The sequence below is a fragment of the Streptomyces sp. CBMA123 genome (assembly GCF_014596465.1).
Taxonomy (GTDB): Bacteria; Actinomycetota; Actinomycetes; order Streptomycetales; family Streptomycetaceae; genus Kitasatospora.
In genome coordinates this window covers 24,977-43,422 of record NZ_MECK01000035.1, presented here as the reverse complement: position 1 = coordinate 43,422, position 18,446 = coordinate 24,977, and the positions used below count along the sequence as shown (strand labels likewise).

General features: G+C 70.2%; 19 protein-coding genes. 4 read left to right on the top strand and 15 right to left on the bottom strand.

Annotated elements, in window-relative coordinates; translation table 11 throughout:
- The first annotated feature begins 50 nt into the window (after positions 1–50).
- Both BG452_RS06375 and BG452_RS06370 read left to right on the top strand, forming a co-directional pair.
- Positions 51–713 carry a PolC-type DNA polymerase III gene (locus BG452_RS06375; RefSeq protein WP_188303178.1) on the top strand — a complete coding sequence of 221 codons (663 nt, stop codon included), beginning with the start codon at positions 51–53 and terminating at the stop codon, positions 711–713.
- A 59-nt stretch (positions 714–772) separates the two neighbouring features.
- Positions 773–1,405 (top strand): disulfide bond formation protein DsbA, encoded by a 633-nt coding sequence (locus BG452_RS06370; RefSeq protein WP_188303177.1) that lies wholly within the window; start codon positions 773–775, stop codon positions 1,403–1,405.
- 86 nt (positions 1,406–1,491) lie between these two features.
- Here BG452_RS06370 and BG452_RS06365 read toward each other — a convergent pair whose 3' ends face one another.
- Positions 1,492–2,058: an NUDIX hydrolase gene (locus BG452_RS06365; protein ID WP_188303176.1), complete on the bottom strand. Its 567-nt coding sequence runs from the start codon at positions 2,056–2,058 to the stop codon at positions 1,492–1,494.
- Positions 2,059–2,269: 211 nt separating this feature from the next.
- On the opposite strand from BG452_RS06365, the gene BG452_RS06360 reads away from it, so the two are divergent.
- The gene (locus BG452_RS06360) at positions 2,270–3,016 is read left to right on the top strand and encodes a protein phosphatase 2C domain-containing protein (protein WP_188303175.1); all 747 of its coding nucleotides are present in this window, start codon (positions 2,270–2,272) and stop codon (positions 3,014–3,016) included.
- A 126-nt stretch (positions 3,017–3,142) separates the two neighbouring features.
- Here BG452_RS06360 and BG452_RS06355 read toward each other — a convergent pair whose 3' ends face one another.
- A complete protein-coding gene (locus tag BG452_RS06355; protein ID WP_411292886.1) occupies positions 3,143–3,346 on the bottom strand; it encodes a hypothetical protein in 204 nt (67 codons plus the stop codon).
- A 95-nt stretch (positions 3,347–3,441) separates the two neighbouring features.
- Between BG452_RS06355 and BG452_RS06350 the strand changes: the two genes are divergently transcribed.
- Complete coding sequence (locus BG452_RS06350; protein WP_188303174.1) at positions 3,442–5,082, top strand: hypothetical protein; 1,641 nt, start codon at positions 3,442–3,444, stop codon at positions 5,080–5,082.
- 103 nt (positions 5,083–5,185) lie between these two features.
- Here the strand turns inward: BG452_RS06350 and mobF are convergent, their stop codons facing one another.
- The 13 genes from mobF to BG452_RS06285 form a co-directional block, all read right to left on the bottom strand.
- Positions 5,186–9,646, bottom strand: coding sequence for a MobF family relaxase (gene mobF / locus BG452_RS06345; protein WP_223241830.1), 4,461 nt, complete (start codon positions 9,644–9,646; stop codon positions 5,186–5,188).
- 451 nt (positions 9,647–10,097) lie between these two features.
- Positions 10,098–10,271, bottom strand: coding sequence for a hypothetical protein (locus BG452_RS06340; protein WP_188303173.1), 174 nt, complete (start codon positions 10,269–10,271; stop codon positions 10,098–10,100).
- 3 nt (positions 10,272–10,274) lie between these two features.
- Positions 10,275–10,931, bottom strand: coding sequence for a hypothetical protein (locus BG452_RS06335; protein WP_317620924.1), 657 nt, complete (start codon positions 10,929–10,931; stop codon positions 10,275–10,277).
- Positions 10,932–10,969: 38 nt separating this feature from the next.
- Entirely contained in the window at positions 10,970–11,248 is a 279-nt protein-coding gene (locus tag BG452_RS06330; RefSeq protein WP_188303171.1) for a DUF6211 family protein, read from the bottom strand.
- A gap of 202 nt (positions 11,249–11,450) precedes the next feature.
- The gene (locus BG452_RS06325) at positions 11,451–12,056 is read right to left on the bottom strand and encodes a DUF6349 family protein (RefSeq protein ID WP_188303170.1); all 606 of its coding nucleotides are present in this window, start codon (positions 12,054–12,056) and stop codon (positions 11,451–11,453) included.
- On the bottom strand, positions 12,053–12,454 hold the full coding sequence (locus BG452_RS06320; protein WP_188303169.1) for a DUF6181 family protein: 402 nt from the start codon (positions 12,452–12,454) through the stop codon (positions 12,053–12,055). Before BG452_RS06320 ends, BG452_RS06325 begins: the two co-directional genes overlap by 4 nt.
- Before the next feature lie 42 nt (positions 12,455–12,496).
- Positions 12,497–12,925 carry a DUF6197 family protein gene (locus tag BG452_RS06315; protein ID WP_188303168.1) on the bottom strand — a complete coding sequence of 143 codons (429 nt, stop codon included), beginning with the start codon at positions 12,923–12,925 and terminating at the stop codon, positions 12,497–12,499.
- A 62-nt stretch (positions 12,926–12,987) separates the two neighbouring features.
- Entirely contained in the window at positions 12,988–13,686 is a 699-nt protein-coding gene (locus BG452_RS06310) for a hypothetical protein (RefSeq protein WP_188303167.1), read from the bottom strand.
- Between the two features lie 80 nt (positions 13,687–13,766).
- Positions 13,767–15,134, bottom strand: a complete 1,368-nt coding sequence (locus tag BG452_RS06305; RefSeq protein WP_188303166.1) for a DUF3560 domain-containing protein — start codon at positions 15,132–15,134, stop codon at positions 13,767–13,769.
- Between the two features lie 329 nt (positions 15,135–15,463).
- On the bottom strand, positions 15,464–15,856 hold the full coding sequence (locus BG452_RS06300; RefSeq protein ID WP_188303165.1) for a DUF6409 family protein: 393 nt from the start codon (positions 15,854–15,856) through the stop codon (positions 15,464–15,466).
- Positions 15,857–15,980: 124 nt separating this feature from the next.
- Positions 15,981–16,841, bottom strand: a complete 861-nt coding sequence (locus tag BG452_RS06295; protein ID WP_188303164.1) for a hypothetical protein — start codon at positions 16,839–16,841, stop codon at positions 15,981–15,983.
- Between the two features lie 125 nt (positions 16,842–16,966).
- On the bottom strand, positions 16,967–17,326 hold the full coding sequence (locus tag BG452_RS06290) for a hypothetical protein (RefSeq protein WP_188303163.1): 360 nt from the start codon (positions 17,324–17,326) through the stop codon (positions 16,967–16,969).
- 66 nt (positions 17,327–17,392) lie between these two features.
- The gene (locus tag BG452_RS06285) at positions 17,393–18,025 is read right to left on the bottom strand and encodes a hypothetical protein (protein WP_188303162.1); all 633 of its coding nucleotides are present in this window, start codon (positions 18,023–18,025) and stop codon (positions 17,393–17,395) included.
- Positions 18,026–18,446: the final 421 nt, after the last annotated feature.

The window sequence follows — 18,446 nt, the reverse complement described above, 5'->3', positions numbered from 1 at the left end:
TGCCGGGTACCGGATTGCATCGGTACAGGCCCCGCAAGAACGGTGGAGACATGGGAAGCCTGACCAAGGACCCCGCCTTCCAGGCGATGACCTTCGTGGTCATCGACTTCGAGACAACGACGCCGACAGGCCACCCGCCCCAGCCGATCGAAGTAGCCGCTCGCGCCCTGCGGCACGGGGAGAATGGTTGGGCGCAGAGGGGAACAAGCGCGTCCCTGATCCGGCCGCCCTCCTTCGCTCCGGTGACGCCGGCTGACACCGCGCAGACCGGACTGACGGCAGAACAGCTGCGGCAGGCTCCCACTCCCGCTGAGGCTCTGGGCGCGTTGGACAAGCGGTTCACCCCCGGTGCCCCGTACCTTCTGGTGGCCCAGCACGCTGCCACTGAGGCCAACGTGATCTACACCCAGCGCGAGCACTGCCCCGCGCTGGCCCACCTCGACTTGCTCGACACGATCCCGCTGGCCAAGCACCTAGTCCCGGGGCTGGTGAACTACAAGCTGGACACCCTGCTCGCGCACTTCGCCATCCCGCAGCCGGCGGACCGCCACAGAGCCTTCGCCGACGTCGACGTCACCGCACAGCTATTCCAGCAGCTGATCACCCTCGCGCACGAGAGCGGAGAACTTGACGATCTCGCTGCCCTCGTGAAGACCGCGGGGCGCAGGGCCAAGTGCAACCTGCCCGTTCAAGGCGGGCTCTTCGACCTGTGACACCCGGAGTCGAAGACGCCGCCCGACAACTCCGAGAGAAGGAAGAAGGTGCGGATCTGATGCCCGACGCACAACCGGACCGCGAGTTGGTCCCCTTCTGGTTCGACCCGCTGTGCCCGTGGGCGTGGATCACCTCGCGCTGGCTGCTGGAGGTTGAGCAGCTGCGGCCCGTGCGGGCCGACTGGCGAATCATGTCGCTGTCCTACCTGAACCTCGTCCAGCGCGAGGGCAAGGGACTGAGCGACGAATACCGGGAGCTGATGACGAGGGCGTGGGGCCCGGTGCGGGTCTGCGCCGCAGCCGCCGAGCACGACAGCCCCGCCGTACTCGGAGCCCTGTACACGGCCATCGGCACGCGGCTGCACAACCAAAGGCGCCGCGACGATCCGACCGTCCTCACCGAGGCCCTGGCGGAGGTTGGTCTTCCTGAGTCGCTTGCGGCGGCGGCCACCAGCAGGGAGTTCGATCAGATCATCAAGGACTCGCACCACGAGGCGTTCGACGAGGTTGGTCTTGATGTCGGGACGCCCGTACTGCGCATCCGCGGCACGGCTCTGTTCGGCCCCGTCGTCACGCCGGCTCCTCGCGGTGAGGCCGCCGCGCGGCTCTGGGACGGCATGGTCGCCGTCGCTGAGACGGACGGCTTCTTCGAGGTCAAGCGGAGCCGGGACCGTAAGCCGTCCTTCGACTGAGCGCACGGCCGACTCATCAGGTCAACTGTCGTTCGCCGACTGAACCCGTGGTCGGCCAGCCATCTGGCGGGCCGACCACGGAGCGATCAGCCGAGCCGAGCTGGCGCACTGACCGCCCGGCCGATGCGCCACCCGACCAGACGCTCGGCCGTGGCGAGCGGGTACCAGGCCGCGCCCGTCACCTCGGACTCCTGGAGGGCACCAACGTCCACGTTCGCGTGAGCAGTCCTGAACGCGAATCCGAGGTCGAGGTGATGGTGAGCTGGCTCATCCTTCTCCGGCCGAGCCGGAACCTCGCCGTACTCGATGTAGACCGGCGTCACCGACACCGGGACCACGTCAGCAGGATCAAGCCCGGTCTCCTCCGTCAGCTCGCGAACTGCGGCATCCAGAAGATCGAGGTCCGTGAGCTCAAGGTGGCCGCCAGGCTGAAGGGTGATGCCGTACGCCAGATGCTCGATAAGCAGAACCTCAGCGTCGTCCCTGACGAGGAGCGCGCCAACGGTCACGTGCATGGGGAAGCTCCGCCGCGACGCGAAGTCCCGTCCTTCACTCAGAAGCCGCAGAGGTTCGGACAGCTGCTCGACCTCGTCCGGGAAGCGCTCAAGGTAGGCGGCAAGGGTGCCCGCGATGACCGCGTCACTGATCGCCACGGCGCACCTCCACGCCACCCCGAGAGCAAGGCTCCCGGTGACCGATCAATCGAACGCGAGCTACCAGCGCTAACACAGTCGACTCCCACAAGATGCATGGCTTACAAGGCGGTTCGCACTCTACAAGTCACGCCTGCCCCACCACGCACCAACGCGCCGTCATGCCGGTGGCCAAGGGCGCCCCAGGCATCGAATCGAAGGAGTTCCGCCTATGGAGATCACATGCGCCAGTGTCCCGACGCCGGGGACAGACGGCGACGGCGACGACTACGCCCTCACCGGGAACACCTGGGCGGTTGCTCTGGACGGCGCTACCGCGAATGGTCTGCCTACCGGCTGCACCCATACCGTCGCCTGGTACGTGCGCAAGCTCGCCGCCGGGCTCGGCACCCGGCTGGCCACCACCGCCGTGCCGCTGCCGGAGGTGCTGCGGGCCGCCATCGCCGACCTCGCCGCGTTCCACGGCCGGACCTGCGACATGACCTGCCCCGACAGCCCGTCGTCCACCGTGGCCGCTGCCCGGATCACCGAGGATGAGGTGGAGCTGATGGTGCTCTGCGACTCCCCAATCCTCGTGCTCACGAGCGCGGGCGAGGTTCAGGTGGTCACCGATACCCGCACCCGCCACCTGCCTGGCTACACGCCCGACCACCTCAGCGCCCTGCGGAACCGCGACCCCGGATTCTGGGTCGCCTCCACCGACCCGGCTGCCGCCGACCGGGCCGTCACCCGCACCCTGCCGCGGGACTCCGTCGCCGCCGTTGCAGTGCTCACCGATGGCGCCTCCCGCCTGGCCGACCACTACGGCTGGACCTGGGAAGAACTCATGGACGCGCTGCTCAACCTCGGTCCCCGGGAGGTCATCCGCCTGACCCGCGAAGAGGAAGCGGTCCGGTCCCCGGAGCGGGGAAAGCCGCACGACGACGCCACTGCGATCATCATCCGCCTGATCTCGTAGGCCGACCCGCCACCAGCGAAGCCACGGCAGCAGTTCAGCCGAGCCGAGCCAGCGTGCTGACCGCCCGGCCAATGCGGTGCCCGACAAGACGCTCGGCCGTGCCGAGCGGGTACCAGGCCGCGCCCGTCACCTCAGACTCCTGGAGGCGACCCACGTCCACGTTCGCGTGAGCCGGTCCTGAATGCGAATCCGAGGTCGAGGTGGTGGTGAGCCGGCTCGTCCTTCTTCGGCCGAGCCGGGAACCTGGCCATACTCGATGTAGACCGGCGTCTGCGACGCGGGAAGCACACCGGCAGGGTCAAGCCCGGTCTCCTCTATCAGCTCGCGCACTGTGGCAGCGAGCAGGTCGACGCCGGTGGGCTCAAGATGGCCGCCGGGTTGCAGAGTTCTGCCGTACGCCAGGCGCTCGCCGATAGGATTAGCGGGTGGCAATTGAAGATAGGGGCGGCTTTTCGGCCGCCTGGGTAGGCGCAGCAGTCGTCTCCTTTACGGTTCTCGCGATCGTCTGGCCGATGGCGGCCGCGGACCACTCGACCTTCCCGTGGTGGCCTACGTACCTCTGTGCCGGGCTCGGGGTGATCACTTTGTACCTGGGCTTCGCCACCGTGTTGAAGTGGTGGCCGGCTCGGGAGCGTCCGACTGTCCACGTCGAGTCGTCAACGGCCGGTCGAGGCCGTGATGCTGCCGACGTGCCTGCGGCGCCGGTTGTGGTCCGGCTCTCGCCGGAGTTCGACACGGCCACGAATCGCCTCCGGCTCGGTGTTCTGAACCGGGGTGACCTCGGGCGCTTCCGGGTGAAGGTCATCGACGCCCATGACCAGGATGGCGGTTGGGTCGGCCCTCGAAGTTGGCCTGTGCCCTGGCTGGAGGACGGGTCGGTCGACGCCAAGGCTGTCCCGAAGTTCGACAGGCCGTTGCTCGACCTCGCCGGATTCGACTTCCCCGCGCTCCGGGAGGATCTTGAGGGGACCAAGTGGCTGCGCGGCGATCATTGGGTCTTCCCGTCGCTCCCGAAGGCGGTGACCTTCCGCTATCAGGCTGTCAGGGCCTGGGCCGAGCTCAAGAGTCAGCACATCATCCTCACGCTGCGAGTGATCAGGGACGAGCCGGAGGGCAACGTCGACTACCAGTTCCAGATCGGTACCGACGGGACCGAGCCGTACTGCCTCGATCTGAGCAAGCTGCCCGAGGAACCGGAGCAGGAGAACGCGATCGAGCCTGAGCCCGCGTCCGCCCTGGGGCTGGTACCGGCGGTGACCGACCACTGGCACCACACCACGAACGGTGCGGAGGTCGGTGGGGTCATGAACATGAGCCACAGCATGATGTCCCACCCCGGCTATGGCGGCCGTCAGTGGGAGGATGCGCCGCCGGTGGTCAAGGTCGGCATGCTCGTCGGCTGCGAGGAGATGGACCAGGCGGTCAGTGGCACCGAGCTGCGTGCGAAGTTGGCGGCGTTTCTCGACTCAGCTGCCGTGCGCGAGGTCGTCGGATCGTTGACTCATGTGCCAGCTGATGCGGCCTGGACGAATCTGGCGGGGCGGGGGCTGCTGGCCCTTGAGGCCGCTCTGACGGCTGGTGACGATCCGATGGAAGGTACGCCGGTTGCCTCTGCGCTCTTCCTGCCGCCTACCGGCGGGAGTCTCGGCCGGCCCGCGCGGACGGCAGCCTTGCTCCTCTATGTCGAGCCGCGGACGGCCGACGGACAGGTACCTCCGGCCTCGGGTCTCGTGGAGTGGTACCGACGCATTAACCTTGGCCTGGCGGTCCCGGCAGCCTTCGCCGAGTTCCTGACGAAGGATCTTGGACTGGGCACCTTCGCTCCCCCTGCGGCCCAGTTCGGGGTCTGGCTGGAGAGCCGCAAGCCGCTGACGACCATGGTTGGCACCGATGGGCTGCGGACGCTGCCGGGTTCCCCGCTGTCGAACCAGTTCATCGGCTGGGCGTACGCCGACCTGGACGGCAAGCCCGCCGTGGGGGTCGCTCGCGACATGATGTTGCAGATGTGCGAGTACGAGCTGCACCTGGACAACTTCGAATCGGTGCTGCCCGAGAGCCTCGGGTGACGCGGCGCGTTTCTTGATCGTGTGCAGGTGATGGGGCGGGGAGCCAAGGAGTTGCTCCCCGCCCCTTCGCGTGCGCCCGTACGTTACGCGGCTGTCAGCGTCCCTACGGCAGCGGTGTAGCCAGCGGGGTTTCCGGCACCTCGTACAAGTACGGATCTGCCGCACTCGCGTGCTTGGCGTACGGGGACTCCGGGTTCGGCGTAGTCGGCACTGCTGCCTCTTCGGTGTCGTTGTTCTGCCGGCTCCGGTCGGTCCGCCGAGTCAGTTCTTCCTGGAGCCCGAACACCCGGCTGTCGGCCTTGCGTGCGGTAGTGCGTGCCTTGGTCGCCTCGACTCGGAGGCCCTTGGCCGCTTGGGTGTCCTTGTCCTTGGCACGTCGCAGAAGCGCGGCCTTCTCCTCCTGCGGCATGTCGGCCTCGGCGAGCACGGCTTCGTGCTCGCTGGCGGGTCCGGCCTGCTGGGCAACCTCGCGGAGCCGCTTGCTCGCGGTCTCCAGCTCCTGCCCAGCGTCGTGGCACGTACGGATCAGGTCCTCGCGCTCTGTCTCGACGGCGGCCCGCTGGTCTCCGCGCAGCACCAGGCGCCCGAACCGACCGGTGGCGGCCAACTGCTGTTCGACCGCGCTGATGCGGTCCTGTGTTCCGTGCAGCCGGGCAGTGCGCTCGGCGACCACAGCGTTCAGCGTTCGCACTTCGCGGATCGCTCCGGCGCGTTCGGCGATCTCTTGCTGCCGGCGGCTGAGAGCCAGCACGTTCGGACCGGTTCCAGCGGATACCTTCTGCTCGACGCGGTCCGCTGCGGCCTCTGCCTTATCGGCCGCCGCTCCCGTAGCCCGTGCGGCTGCGGTGGCCTTGCGCACAGCGTCACGCAAGGCCGAGTTGGCCAGATGGGCGAACGGACGGACGGCGTGCGACTGGCGGATGTCCGAGGTCACGGCCGGGTCCACCGCACGCTTAGTGGAACTCGCGGTGCGTCGGTGCTCAGGCTTGGGCGTGTCCGCAGTCTCGATGTCGCCCGCTTCCTCCGCCTCGTGTGCGCTTCCGGGAGCACGGGGGATCGGCAGGTCGGCGACGATTTCCCGGACGTGGGCGGGGACGGCAGCCTGCGGGAGTTCAGTGAGGATCATGCGTTCCTCGGTGCCGGTCTCGACCTCGCGGATGAGGCCCGCGACGGCGCGGTCAAGCTGCTCCTGGTCGGTGAGCGCTTCGCCTGCGCGAGCACGGTCCGCGTCGGTCTCGTAGACGGACAGCGGGAGAAAGAGGTGACTCTCCTTCTTGTCCCGGCTCAGCATCGTGTAGAGGGCGTTGGCCTGCGCGCCGGGGCCGTAGACCAGGGCTTCCTGAACGCTCAGGCCCTGGGACTTGTGGCCGGTGATGGCGTACCCGAGGCCGAGGCCGCCCTGTGCGATGTAGTCGGTATCGACCCACTCTGCGACGTCGCGCTGGCCCTCGGGGGTCTTCTCCCTCCACTCGACCAGGACCCGGCGTGCCTCGTCCACGGCCCGCACGATTCCGCGGTAGCCGTTCAGGACGTCTTCGTTCGCACCTCGACTCTGCTTGTTCCGGTAGTCGTTGGCTCGCAGGAGCACCTGGTCGCCGATGGACAGCGCGAGTTCGCCGCCGCCTGGCAGTGCGAAGAGGTGTTCCGGGCCGGTGAGGGCACCGGCGGCCTTCCGCAGGGCGCGGGCGCCGAGATTCAGCTCTTCCACAATCTCGTTGGTGGAGGCGAGCATGAGGAGCTGCTGCACGGCGGTGTGGTCGTCGGTGTGCGCGGCGCGCTTGTCGGCCCAGATGGTGAGCATCGCGGCGAGGGTCGCGTCCTTGTCCGCAAGGGCGTGCACGCGGCCGGTCCCGGCGAAGGAGCGGAGTGCTTCCATGCGGTTGTCGTCGCGCCACAGTGCCAGTGCCCGACGCTCGATCGCGTCCTTCTGCCGGAAGTTCTCGGTGAGTTCGAGTCCACCCACGATGTGGTGGACGGCGGCGAAGGAGCCGCCGATGCCGGGTGCGTGCAGTTGCTTGGGGTCGCCGATGCCGATGATCTTCGTGCGGGTCGTGGCGGCGTGGGCGAGGAGTTCGGCGATGTCGCGGTCGTCGCACATCGCCGCCTCGTCCACGACCAAGACGTCCACGCCAGTGAGACCCGGGCCGCCGTTGCGGATGCCGGTGAGCCAGGAGGCGAGGGTGCGGGAGCCAATGCCCGCCTCTGCTTTGAGGTTGGCGGCGGCGACGGCGGCGGTGCTCGCCCCGGCGATGATGAGCCCGTTGGCCTCCCACGCCTGCCGGGCGGTGTCCATGATCGTGGTCTTGCCCGATCCGGCGATGCCCACGACGGCGTCGATTCCGTGGCCTGCGGTCAGCAGCCGTTCGAGGACCGCGCGCTGCTCGCCCGAGAACGCGAAGGTGCCGCCGTGCTGGGCTTCGACGGCGGACAGGGTCATGGCGACGGTGTCGTGGCTGACTACGGCCGCGTGCTCGTTGAGGCGGTTCGTGGCCTCGGAGATGATGAGCGTTTCGGCGGCGACCACGTCGGCTGTGGTGTAGCGGTCGGCGTGGGTGAAGTGCCTGGCGCCCTTCGGGTTCAGCTTGACCGCGTACCCGCTGTGCCGCAGGACGGAGTTGGTGAGCCGTTCGGCTTCGTCGGCGTCGGCGACGCCGTACGGGAGGGCGTCCAGGACGGCGGCGATGGCGGCGGCGTGGGTGAACTCCTTGGAGTGGCTGGTCAGGCCGGTCTTCGGGTCGAAGACCTGGGCGCACAGCTGGTCCAGGTCAGGGTTCTGGCCTGCCTTGGCCTGCTGCACGGCGCTGGCCGCGATGGCGTCAGGGTCGTCGCCAGCGGCACGGCCTTCGGCCTGCCAGTACGCGCGCAGGACATCGTCCTCGACCCCGGCGGCTTCGCCGTTCTTCGCGGCCTTGGACGCGGTGGAGGCGGCGGTGCGCTCGCGAGTGGTGGCGCTGTCGTAGTCGATGCCCAGCTTGCTCAGCAGGGACCGCACCTGGCTGTCGCGCTTGCTGAACAGGCGGACGGTGGCTTCGGGGATCGCGCCGATCTCCCAGGCACCGGTGCGCTCTTCGCGGCGGAAGGTGATGCCGAAGGTGTCGGTGAGCTCCCGGCGGATGCGGGCATTCATGAGGGACTGGGTGGCGCGCGCGTGGCGGTTGAGGTCACGGCCTCCGGCCGCCACGGTGGACCACTGGCCGTCGGTCCCCTTGGCCATGTTGGCGAGCGTGAAGTGGAGGTGAAAGTGGGGGTCGCCGTACGGGGCGCCGTCCACGGGCCGGGCGGCTCGGTGCACCATCATCCAGCCGGAGAAGCCGCTGGTCCTCACGGTCTCCGGTTCGGCGCCGTCGCCGTTGCGTCCGCGCATGCCGTAGGCGGTCCACCGTTCCAGAGCGGTGATGGACTCGCGGCCGGCGGAGGTGTAGATGGCCTCAACCTGGGCGGCGATCTCCTCGGGTGCGTAGGCAAGCAGCACCGACTTGGACTTCGCCAGGTCGAGGGTGACGTCGGCGCCACGGTTGCCGACCTGTACCCGGCCTTCGAGGAAGGCGGCCTTGATCTCCTCGGCGTCCCACACGCTGTCAGGTGCGAGCCCTGCGGCCTTGGCCATGGCGACGGCTTCGCGGACGTCCATGGGCAGGTCGCGGAGGCGCCGTTCGCCTTCGCGTGCGGTCTGGGCGTACCGGCGCTTCATGGACGCTGCCGTGAACAGGTCGGCAGGCTGCTGTCCGGTTTCGGTGGCGCGGGCTTCGACGGCGCGCAGGAGTGCACGGGCGTCGAGGCGACCGCCCGCCTCGGCGGCGACGGCCTTCTGCAAGGCGGCTTCGCCGTAGAGGGCGACGGCGTCGATGCCGACGGCGTCGGCGAGCTTGAGCAGGGTGGAGGCGGGGATGCGGTGCGATTCGCCGTGCCGCTGGAGCTGGTTCTCCATCCTGCGGAAGGCGTCCTTCTTCCGCTGGGAGTCCAGCAGGCTCGCGGGGCTCACGCTGCGTTCGGCGCCGGCGCGGCGGATGGCGCGGACCAGCGGGGCGGCGGGCAGCTTCGCGGCCGGCGCGATGGCGACCATGGGTTCCACCAGGGTCTGGCCTGTTCGGGGGTCCTCACCGCGCATGAGGCGCCGGGCCGCCTGGAAGTCGGTGGGAGCGAGCACGCTGCCGGGGGCGATGCCGAATTCGTTGAGGCCGCCGCCGATCCACACGAGGGGGCGTTCGCTGGCATCGAGGTGGTAGTCCACCTGCCCGTCGGCAGCCTGGAGCGGGAGGGCCTGTTCGCCGTACAGCTCGCGGGCGCTGAGGCCGGCAGCGGCAGCGACCTCGACGGCGTCGAACCCGGTGAACCGCGCGGACTTGGCGTTCCGCACTTGGGCGCGGGCCCGGAAGAACGCCTTCTTGGCCTCGGTGGAGCCGAGCAGGGCGGCGACGGTCGTCCCGGCTTCCTCGGCCTTGGCCTCGATCGCGGCGACGAGGGGCGCGGCGTCGACCGTGACCGTCTTCCCGCATCCGTGGCCGCCGGTGAGGCGGTACTCAACCTGCTCGTCGGACGGGCCGATCATGGTCACCCACGCCATCGGCCCGCTCACCCCCCGCACTCTTCCGGTCAGATCCGGTCATCTTTGCCGATTGTATCGTCACGAAGTGACGATACCTTGGTCCTCTAAATTCAAGATCATGATCAGCTAGGGGTGCCTTCGGGCACTCCGGGCGGGTTGGTTGCTGCTACGGATCGGGCTCGATCGGGCCTGGCGTGCTGTTGGACTGTTACCTCGGGAGCGGGTCCGGGGGCTGGGGCTTCGTACTCGGTGAGGTGATGGAGCGGAGGTGGCTCCGGGCCCTGCGGGCGTGGGTGGACTTCGCGGGTTCGGGCTCGGTGGGCAGCTGCTGGTGGCCGGGGCAGGCGGCTCCGCGGGGCGGGCCGGGCTCACGGGTCGGCTGCTGCCGGGAGATACGGGAAGGTCCCCCGCTCCAGCGGCTGGAGCGGGGGACCTTCCCGTGCCACCGGGTGGCCCTGGGGGGGCTGAACTAGGTCAGCGGCCATTCGCCGGGCGGCACAGGTGCCTGGCGCTGGGCCTGGCGCACGGCTTCGTCGGTGCCGCACGTGGTGCAGATGAGGATGTCCCGGTGGGTGGTCAGCCTGGAGTGGGCGGGCCGTTCACCGAGCGGGCCGCCGCAGCGCGGGCAGCGGGTGTCGGGCAACGGTCAGTCCTCCCCGGGGTGTTCGCGGGCCGACTTGAGGATGTTGTTCCAGGTCGGGCGGGAGTAGGTCTTCTCCGTCCGCTCCAAGAGCTGGGGGATCAGCTCGGCGTTCGTGGCCTGAGGGTTGGCGGCGATGGCCTGCCGGGCGAGGGTGAGCCGTTCGTCCCCCTGGTACGGGTAGGCCACACCCCGGCGCCCGGTGGGGCGTCCGCCGGCGTGGCCCTTGCCCTTGCGGTCGGCGAGGTACTGCCACAACCGCCAGCGCTTCCACTTCGGGCGGTCCCTGGTCGGCAGCTTGTCCCAGTCGTCTGGGTCGGGCCATCCCTCCGGCGGGTTCTTGACGTAGTGGGAGACGGTGGCGGAGTCGGAGAACCCGCAGACCTTCGCCGCTTCGGCCGGGCCCACCAGGTCCTCCGGGTCGCCGTCGAGCTTCGGCGGGTTCGTGGTGTTCGCGGCTGCCCGCTGGCGCTGGAGCTCGTGGTGCCACTTCGCCCAGACGTCGCCGTCCCAGTGCATGACGCCGTCGATCGTGTCCGCGACGGGCGGATGCCCGTTGTTCTCGCGGTCGGTCCAGAGGTTCTGGAGCGTGGGTTCGCTGATCTTGTGGACCTGGCGCAGGTCCGCGCGCGAGTAGAGCGTGCGGCCGTTCTTGGCGGGCACGGTCGCCTCCTGTTCGTGGTCGTGGGTGCTCGGTGGGGTCACTGGAGTTCGTCCGGCTCGGGGACGGGCGTCCAGGTGCGGCTGCCGGTGGGTTCGAGTCGGGTGAGGGTGGCTATCTCCTCCACCGGTACAGCGGCGGCCCAGTCGTCGTGGGCGGGGTGGGTGATGGGGAGGTTGAGCACGAGGTGCCGGCCGGTCCGCGGGAAGTCCTCGACGATGACGAAGCTGTCGGTGTCCTTGGCGCCGATACTGTTACCGCTCCTTAGCTGGGCGGTGTCACCCGGCTGGGGACGGTCGGCATGCCGATCGCATAGCATGGTGTGGTTCTTTCTGGTGAGAGAACACCCGGACGGCCAGCACCGTGTTGCCCATGTGTGCTGGCCGTCCTTTGTTGTCTTGGTGGTGCGGGTGCCGGTTCGGCACCCGCCGGGGCGGAGGTTGCCCGCTCCGCCGTCGGCGGAGTAATTAGACCATCTTTGCGCCGGGGTGGCGGGGCTCTGGCCCGGACTGCGGCGGTCATCAGAACAGGGCTTCCTGATCGGCGGTGCGGTTCGCCCGGCTGCCCGGTGGCCGGAGTACGCGGAGTTCGTAGCGGGGGCGTCCGCGGTGCGGGGGTGCGTGAACTTCGCGGCGGTGGCGGCTCCACGCCACCAGCGGGGCGCCCTGGTCCAGCCACCCGGACGGGTAGCGGGAGGTCAGCTGTGCCCACCGCCCCCGGTCACGCGGGAGTGCCGACCGGTCCTCGACGGTGGTCAGGGGCGGCAGGGTGCGCCAGCCGGGGAAAGCGTGATCGTGGGCCTCCTCCACGGCCTGGTTGTCGCCGTCGCCGTACCCGTCGCCGCGGTGGACGGGGCCTTCCCAGCCGCAGGCCAGGCACCCGCCCCGGAACTCCTCCGCTTCCCGGCGGCCGGTCGGCCGGCTGCGGGTGAGCAGGGTGGGGACGTGATGCCCGGACGGGTCCAGGTCGTGGCCGAGGTCGCTGTACTCGCCACCGGGGTGACCGTGGCGGATGTGCCATGCCCGCGGGGCGCTCTCGGTGGGTTCGGGCGTCCGCCCGTTGCGCACCCGCCAATAGAGCGTCTGCCGGGCCCGGGCGCCGGTCGGCTCGGCGGTGGGCGCGGTCACGGCCACTCGCCCGCCCCCGTGGCGAGCACCTCGCGCAGGGGGTCGGCGAGCACGGCCACCTCTGCCGGGGAGTCCTGGAAGCGCGGTCCGTAGGCGCGACGGATCGCGCGGCGGGCGTCCTGGTGGCGGTCGCGGCCGGGGTCGTACGGCGACCGGTCAAGTACCTCGTAGCCGTGCTGGGTGAGCACCTCGGCGATGATCGCGCGGACCTGTACGGGGTCGAGGGTGTGGAGGTCGGTCTCCGCCGGGGCCGCAAGGAGTACGCGGATCAGGTCGGTCGCGCTGAGCCGGGGCTGGAGGGGGACGCCGATTCGGTGGACGCCGTCCTTGCTCGGGGTGGCGGCTCCTCGTCGGCTGGGGGCCCCGGTGGTGCTGCGGAGTGTGGTCGTCTGGTCCATCGTGCTGGCTCTCGGAGTGTCGGGGTGGCGGGGCAGGCCCGGTCAGAACAGGGCGTGGTCGGCACGGACGGCGGCTTCGCGGAAGGCGCGGGCGGCGTCGGCGACGGTGCGGCCGGGCTCGGCGCTCCACTGGTCGATGACATCGCAGTGGGCGTCCTTCGCAGCGGCGGGGTCGGCGGCGTCCACGGGGTGGCCGGTGAGGGTCTCGGCGAGCAGGGCGAACGCCTTGTCGCGGGCGTGGTTGATGCGGGGCCAGTCGTAGGTGCGGCCAGCAGCTCCCCGCCCCTCGCCGGCGGCGACTTCGAGGGCGCCGCGCGGCCAGCACGGCAGCAGCGCGGTACGGCCGGGGCCGGCGAACAGGCGCGGGCCCTGGTTGATGCCGACGTGCTCGATGTGGTGGGCGGCCCATTCGAGGATGTCGGCCGGGGTGTCGGCGATGACGATGCTCTCGGGGCTGTAGCGGATGGGCATGGTGGTGTCCGTCTCGGTGGCGGCCGGGGGCGGCGGCGTGCCGCCGACCCCGGGTAGTCGGTCTACTGCTGGTAGGCGGGGATGAGTTCGCGGACGCGGTCCGGGCCGACGCATCCGCCCTCGTGGCGGTGGAGGCTCGGCAACCCGCCGTTCCTCCCGCGCAGGTGCGACCAGAACTTGGGGCCGACCCACCCGCACAGCTCGCAGAGCAGGACCCAGTGGTTGTCACTGCCGGGGAACCCGGTGAGGACCGCGCGCCACCGGAGGTTCGCGAGTCCGGCGAACGCGGTGAGAGCGCTCTTGACGTTGCGGTCGTTGACGGGCATCCGCGGGTGCAGCAGAGGCACGGGGCCGGTGAGCGGCCGGAGCACTTCGGCGCGGATCTGGTCCAGCGGGACGGCGGTGATCTCTCCGGCGGCGTACTGCTCGGCGAGGCGGGCGGCGGCCATCTCGACGCCGGGAACGCCCTTGTCCGGGCGGCCGAAGTTGCTCTCCCCCGCGCTGGTTTCGACCCACCAGTCCCGGCTCCACCGGTGTGCGCGGCCGATGACCTGGTCCTGGCCGATGATCACGGGATAGCGGCCTGCGGAGTCCGGGGTTCCGATGCGGTAGGGCATGGCGGCCTGGTGGGCGGCGGGCGGTGCCGCTTCGGGGGCGGCCGTCCGGTGGTCGGGCTGGCCGGGGACGGGGGTGTTCTGGTCGTCCGGCTCGGGGGTGGGGACCGTGAGGACAACGGGGCGTTCGAGAAGCTGGGTGGTCATGGTGGTGCCCTGTTCTGGTGAGTTCTGGTGAGAGGGGGCCCGCCCCGACGCGCTCGGCTGCCGGGGCGGGCGGGCAGTCGCTACGCGGCGTCGGCCAGGATCTTCGGGGCGGCGGTCCATTCACGGCGCGGCGTGATGCCCAGGTCTTCAAGAACTGGGTCAAGGCTCCCGTTGTCCGGCACCCATTCCCAGTCGGCACCCTCGCTGCCGGGCTGCTCGGTCCAGGTGAGCATGTACGAGCGGCCGGAGGTGCGGGGGTCGCCGCATACGGCCTGTGCCTCGCGGCGGGTCATCGCCCACAGGGCGCGCTTGCGGGAGCGGGGGGAGTGCTTCGAGGCGATGAGCACGAGCGCCATTCCCTCCAGCCAGTTCGCCGCTGCGGCGGGGGCCACCGGCTCCTCGACCCGCAAGGAGTGCTCGGCCTCCTCCTGGTGCTCGGTGGCCTCGGCCTGGGCAGGTTGCTGCATCTCGTCGGCGCCCTTGCGCCCCGAGATGTCGTCGTAGGGGGCGGTGGAGGTCCAGCCGTCGTATCCATCGTCGGTGGCGCGGACGACCGTCTTGCCGGTGCCGTTGAAGATGTGCCGGATGGTCACGCTCTTGGGGTTGACGCGCAGGACTTCGTACCAGGTGCCTCGGTAGAGCGCGAAGTCACCGCGCTTGAAGTCGGTCTTCGACCAGACCTTGAAGCCCCGGTCTTCGGCGTCCTTGATGACCTGCTCCCAGTGCGCGATCTCCTCGGTCAGCTCCTCGTGCCGGATGGTCAGCTCCGGGTCCTGGGGGTTGCGGGAGTAGCCCTTGGCGGACTCGCCGCGCTGCCACTTCTCGACGGCGCGCAGGTCGGCCCGCAGCGTGTCGAGGCGTCGGAGAGTGCGGCCGGGGTTGGTGCGGAACTGCTCGTAACTGGCGGCGGCCTTCTGCCGGTCGGCCCAGTGCTGGGCGCGGTCGCCTTCGCTGATGCTCTTGCGCATCGAGGTGTCCATGCGCTCGCGGTCGCGGAGGGCGCGGGGTTCGGAGTGGTGTCCGCGGAGGATGGGCTGGCCGAACTCGAACCGCTCGGATATCTCGTGGGCGGACTTCCACGCGGCCTGGGAGTTGCTGGCGGCGTTGTCGGCGTATCCGGCGAAGCGATCGGCACGGGCCTCGGCGCGCTCCTCGCGGTCCTGTTCGGCCTCGGCGAAGCTGCGGCGGGCGGCGTTGTCGACGGTCAGGGTGGCGTCGAGGCCGGCGTCCCGCAGTCGCTGGGCGAGGAGTTCGAGGTTGGGGGTGTACGCGGCGTGGTCGCGGCTGTGCGGGAGGTACCAGGAGTCGAGGTTGCGGCTCCAGCGGAAGGGCTGGCGCAGGGTGCGGCCGTACTCGCGGAGCTTGAGGATCTCGGCCGATCCGTCGTTCCGGCTGGTGCCGTTGACCAGGGTTCCGGCCCGGCGGGTGTGGGTGATCTGGATGGTCATCGAACTGGTCTTTTCTGGTGAGAGTCTTTTGGCCGCCCGGAGGGCGGACGGGGTGCTGGAAGCGGTGAGCACCACCGGGGGCGGGCCGTGAGGGACGAGCGGTCCGCCGCCGTCGCGCCCTGCGCGGCGGCAGGGGCTGCCGCGCCCCCGCGGGGCGCGTCCTTCGCGGTCCGGTGCCCGCCGTTGGTCGGCGGAGCCGCTAGGCGGAGTCGGCCGGCGGCGGTGAACGCACCGGACCGTGCTGCTGTCGCCCCGAAGGGGTGGCCGCTCGGGTGTGGGGGCCCGCCGGTCCGGAGGTGTTGCCCTCCCCCGGACCGGCGGGCCTTCGGTCAGCTGTGGGTGGCCGGAGCAGCTGCGATCCGCTCGCGGACCGCGCGGTTCACGGCGGCGGTGAGGTCGTCCCCGTCGTTGTAGGCGAACCGGCCGAGCGGCAGGCTGGTGGCGAGGTCGCAGAACGCGCCCTGGTCCATGGTGGTCAGCGTGTCGTCAAGCGGCGTCAGCTCGTGGGGAAACATCGCCTGGAGGCTCAGGCCCGACACCGGCATGCCCAGGGTGTAGTACCAGACAACGACCATTCGGGCCTCACCTGCGAACTCCGGGCCGCCCCAGGGGCCGACGACGATGGCCGGGCGGGGGTCGAGCTGGTGGCCGCTGGCCCAGGGTCCGGCGGTCACGAGGGTTGCGGTGGGGAAGTCCTGGACGGTGGGGGTCTTGGTGGTCATCGTCTTGGCCTGCCTTCTGGTGAGAGGTTCCGCCGGGGCTGGTCGGCCCCGGCGGGGGTGTCGGTCGGGGGTGTTGCCCTCCCCCTTCCGGCATCACTAATTAAACCATGTTTCTAGGTCTGGGTCAACCGGCCGGGGCGAGTTCGCGGCGGTGCTCGGCGGCGGCGGTGACGGCCTGGGCGATGGCGCGGCCGGTCTCGATGACGCGGACGGCGGACTCATGCACGGGGGGCTTCCTGTCCTGGGTGATGATGCCCGCGAGCGGGGGCATGACGGCCGGTCCGGGGGCGATTCCGAGGATCAGGGCGGCGGCGTGGGCGGCTGAGGCGACCTCGGCGAGGTGCTGGCCGGGGAGCGGGGCGTCCGCCTCGGTGATGCGTCGCCATGCGTGGCCGTACAGCAGGATGCGGGCGGCGGCGTCGGGGGCCTCGCGGGCGAAGTCGAACCCTCCGGCCTGCTCGGGGTCCTCGTGGTACCAGTCGCGGTACTGGGTGAGCAGGGTATCCCGGACGACCTCGGCGGCGAGCACGGCGGCGGCGGGCTCCTCGTAGGCGTCGCCGTCCGTCTGGCTGATGTCGAACACCGGCCCGGCCTTGAAACCGGAGACCCGGCGGCCCTCCCCCTCGGCGACGTCGGCGGCTTCCCGGGGCCCGGCCTCGGCGGCGGCCTGGGCGTCGTCGGTCCGCCGCCGGATCGGGGTCCAGATGCGCACGGAGGTGGACCCCTTGACCGGGAACCGCCCGGCCTTGCGCCAGTCGCCGGAGCTGAGGACGCGGGTGGCGTGCGGGCACTGGGCGGCGATGGCGATGCAGTTGACGGGGCTGCGGTCGGCCAGGGTCGCGGCCGTGCGCATGACGGCGGCCCAGAACCCTTCGTCAGCGACCATCGCGCCGTACGCGCGGTCCATCACGCCTTCGAGTTCGCCGCGCATCCGGGCACTGTAGGCGCGGCGCTCATCGTCGGTCATCTTCGGCTTGCTGGGCATTCCCTGGTCTCCCTGGTGAGAAATTGCGATCCTCGGCCGGCTGGCCGGTGGATGTCGGTCGGTGGTGTTGCCCTCCCCTTCCGACATAACTAATTAAACCACGTTCTTGAGGGTTCGGCAAGCCCTCACATCCAGTGCAGCCCTTCCGCGTGGCAAGAATTTCGGTATGCCGCTATGACCTCGTCCTCAATTTCTGTCCAGTGTTCGAGGATATCCGGGGCGGTCTTCTGGTCGCTGGCCTCGCGCTTGGCCCTGCGCCATTCGATGGCGATTTTGAGCGTGCGGAGCTGGGAGTGGCCAAGGTGCCACGGGCCGGAATCGGAAAGTTCCCCGCCGTCGGCCATTGCACCGGCATTGTTGATGTGCTCCGTACCGGACCACACCTTTTGTTCGGGCTGGGCGGCAAGGGCCCTTCTCAGGGTGCACCGGAGGTGCGGGGCCTGCACGGCCCATTGCGGGCGGATGACGAACAGGTCGGCGCTCATTGCGGCCTTTCTGGGGCTGGGTGGGCGGCGCGCTCCGGGAGCGCGCCGCCGGAATTCTCGGGGAGATCAGAGGTCGAATTCGTCGGCCTGCTGGCCGCGCTCGTCCTCGGGCGTCTGGATGTCGGGCAGGAATCGGCTGACCGCGAATACGACCGCGTCGGCGATGATCAGGGGTGCGTCTTGGAGAACGATGTTCACCGAACCCCCTTCAAGTCCGATTCGGACATCTCCGGGCTCAAGGTTCATGCGGATGTAGGCGCTCGTCCCGTCGATCCGGGTCCGGGCTCCGGGGAGGCGGGCGGCGATTTCGCGGGCGGCCTCTTCGGTGCGGCGGCACATCGCGGCCTGTTCGCTGTTGTAGTCGTTCACGAGCTGGTGAACGGTGCGGTGCGTGGGGATGAGGTGGTTCGAGATCAGGGCCGCGATCCGCGCGGGGTCTTCGTCCATGGAGACGCGGACGCTGTCGCGCTCGCCGCTGCGGAACGGGTAGTCAGTGGCGGGGAACGCGCCCCGGATGTGGAGGTGGCCGGGGTCGTCGTAGCGCTCGGAGAGGTGGAGCCGTCGGCCGTCGAGGTGGGTGAGGTTGGCGGCGTGGGCCAGCTCCTGGACGCCGTGGAGTACCTGCTGCGGTCGCCAGTTCCCGCCGAGCGCGAGGGCGATCGGGTGGGCGAGGTCGGCGACGGTGGGCGGCGGGGTCATCTGGGTTCTCCTGGTGAGAGTGAGCTCCGGGGCCGGTCGGCCTCCGGTGGTCGGCTGGGGTGTTGCCCTCCCCTTCCGACATGACTAATTAAACCATGTTCTGAGGGTCGGGTCAAGCCAACCAACCCCACTGACCTGCCCTTTTCCCGCCGCGCCGACCCGCACCCGCCCGGCCGGACCCGGCCACAACGGGCCCCGGGCGGGGTTCCCTCCTCGGTCGGACAGCTCCTGCCGGACCAGGGTTCCGGGTGGGGTGTCCAGGCTCGCGCAGCGACCGCGCAGCGGCTCGGCCTGGACACCCTGCCCGGGGCCCTGGTACGCCCAACGGGTGGCCGACCGAGGAGGGAACCCCGCCCCCCACAACCCCAACCACCACCCACGCCGCACCCAACCAACCCGCCCCCAACCCCTCCGAGAGAGG

Excerpts from the sequence above, each read along its gene's own strand:
- BG452_RS06375 (WP_188303178.1), top strand. The coding sequence starts at position 51 with ATGGGAAGCCTGACCAAGGACCCCGCCTTCCAGGCGATGACCTTCGTG.
- BG452_RS06370 (WP_188303177.1), top strand. The coding sequence starts at position 773 with ATGCCCGACGCACAACCGGACCGCGAGTTGGTCCCCTTCTGGTTCGAC.
- BG452_RS06360 (WP_188303175.1), top strand. The coding sequence starts at position 2,270 with ATGGAGATCACATGCGCCAGTGTCCCGACGCCGGGGACAGACGGCGAC.
- mobF (WP_223241830.1), bottom strand. The coding sequence starts at position 9,646 with ATGGCGTGGGTGACCATGATCGGCCCGTCCGACGAGCAGGTTGAGTAC.
- BG452_RS06330 (WP_188303171.1), bottom strand. The coding sequence starts at position 11,248 with ATGCTATGCGATCGGCATGCCGACCGTCCCCAGCCGGGTGACACCGCC.
- BG452_RS06320 (WP_188303169.1), bottom strand. The coding sequence starts at position 12,454 with ATGGACCAGACGACCACACTCCGCAGCACCACCGGGGCCCCCAGCCGA.
- BG452_RS06315 (WP_188303168.1), bottom strand. The coding sequence starts at position 12,925 with ATGCCCATCCGCTACAGCCCCGAGAGCATCGTCATCGCCGACACCCCG.
- BG452_RS06310 (WP_188303167.1), bottom strand. The coding sequence starts at position 13,686 with ATGACCACCCAGCTTCTCGAACGCCCCGTTGTCCTCACGGTCCCCACC.
- BG452_RS06305 (WP_188303166.1), bottom strand. The coding sequence starts at position 15,134 with ATGACCATCCAGATCACCCACACCCGCCGGGCCGGAACCCTGGTCAAC.
- BG452_RS06300 (WP_188303165.1), bottom strand. The coding sequence starts at position 15,856 with ATGACCACCAAGACCCCCACCGTCCAGGACTTCCCCACCGCAACCCTC.
- BG452_RS06295 (WP_188303164.1), bottom strand. The coding sequence starts at position 16,841 with ATGCCCAGCAAGCCGAAGATGACCGACGATGAGCGCCGCGCCTACAGT.
- BG452_RS06290 (WP_188303163.1), bottom strand. The coding sequence starts at position 17,326 with ATGAGCGCCGACCTGTTCGTCATCCGCCCGCAATGGGCCGTGCAGGCC.
- BG452_RS06285 (WP_188303162.1), bottom strand. The coding sequence starts at position 18,025 with ATGACCCCGCCGCCCACCGTCGCCGACCTCGCCCACCCGATCGCCCTC.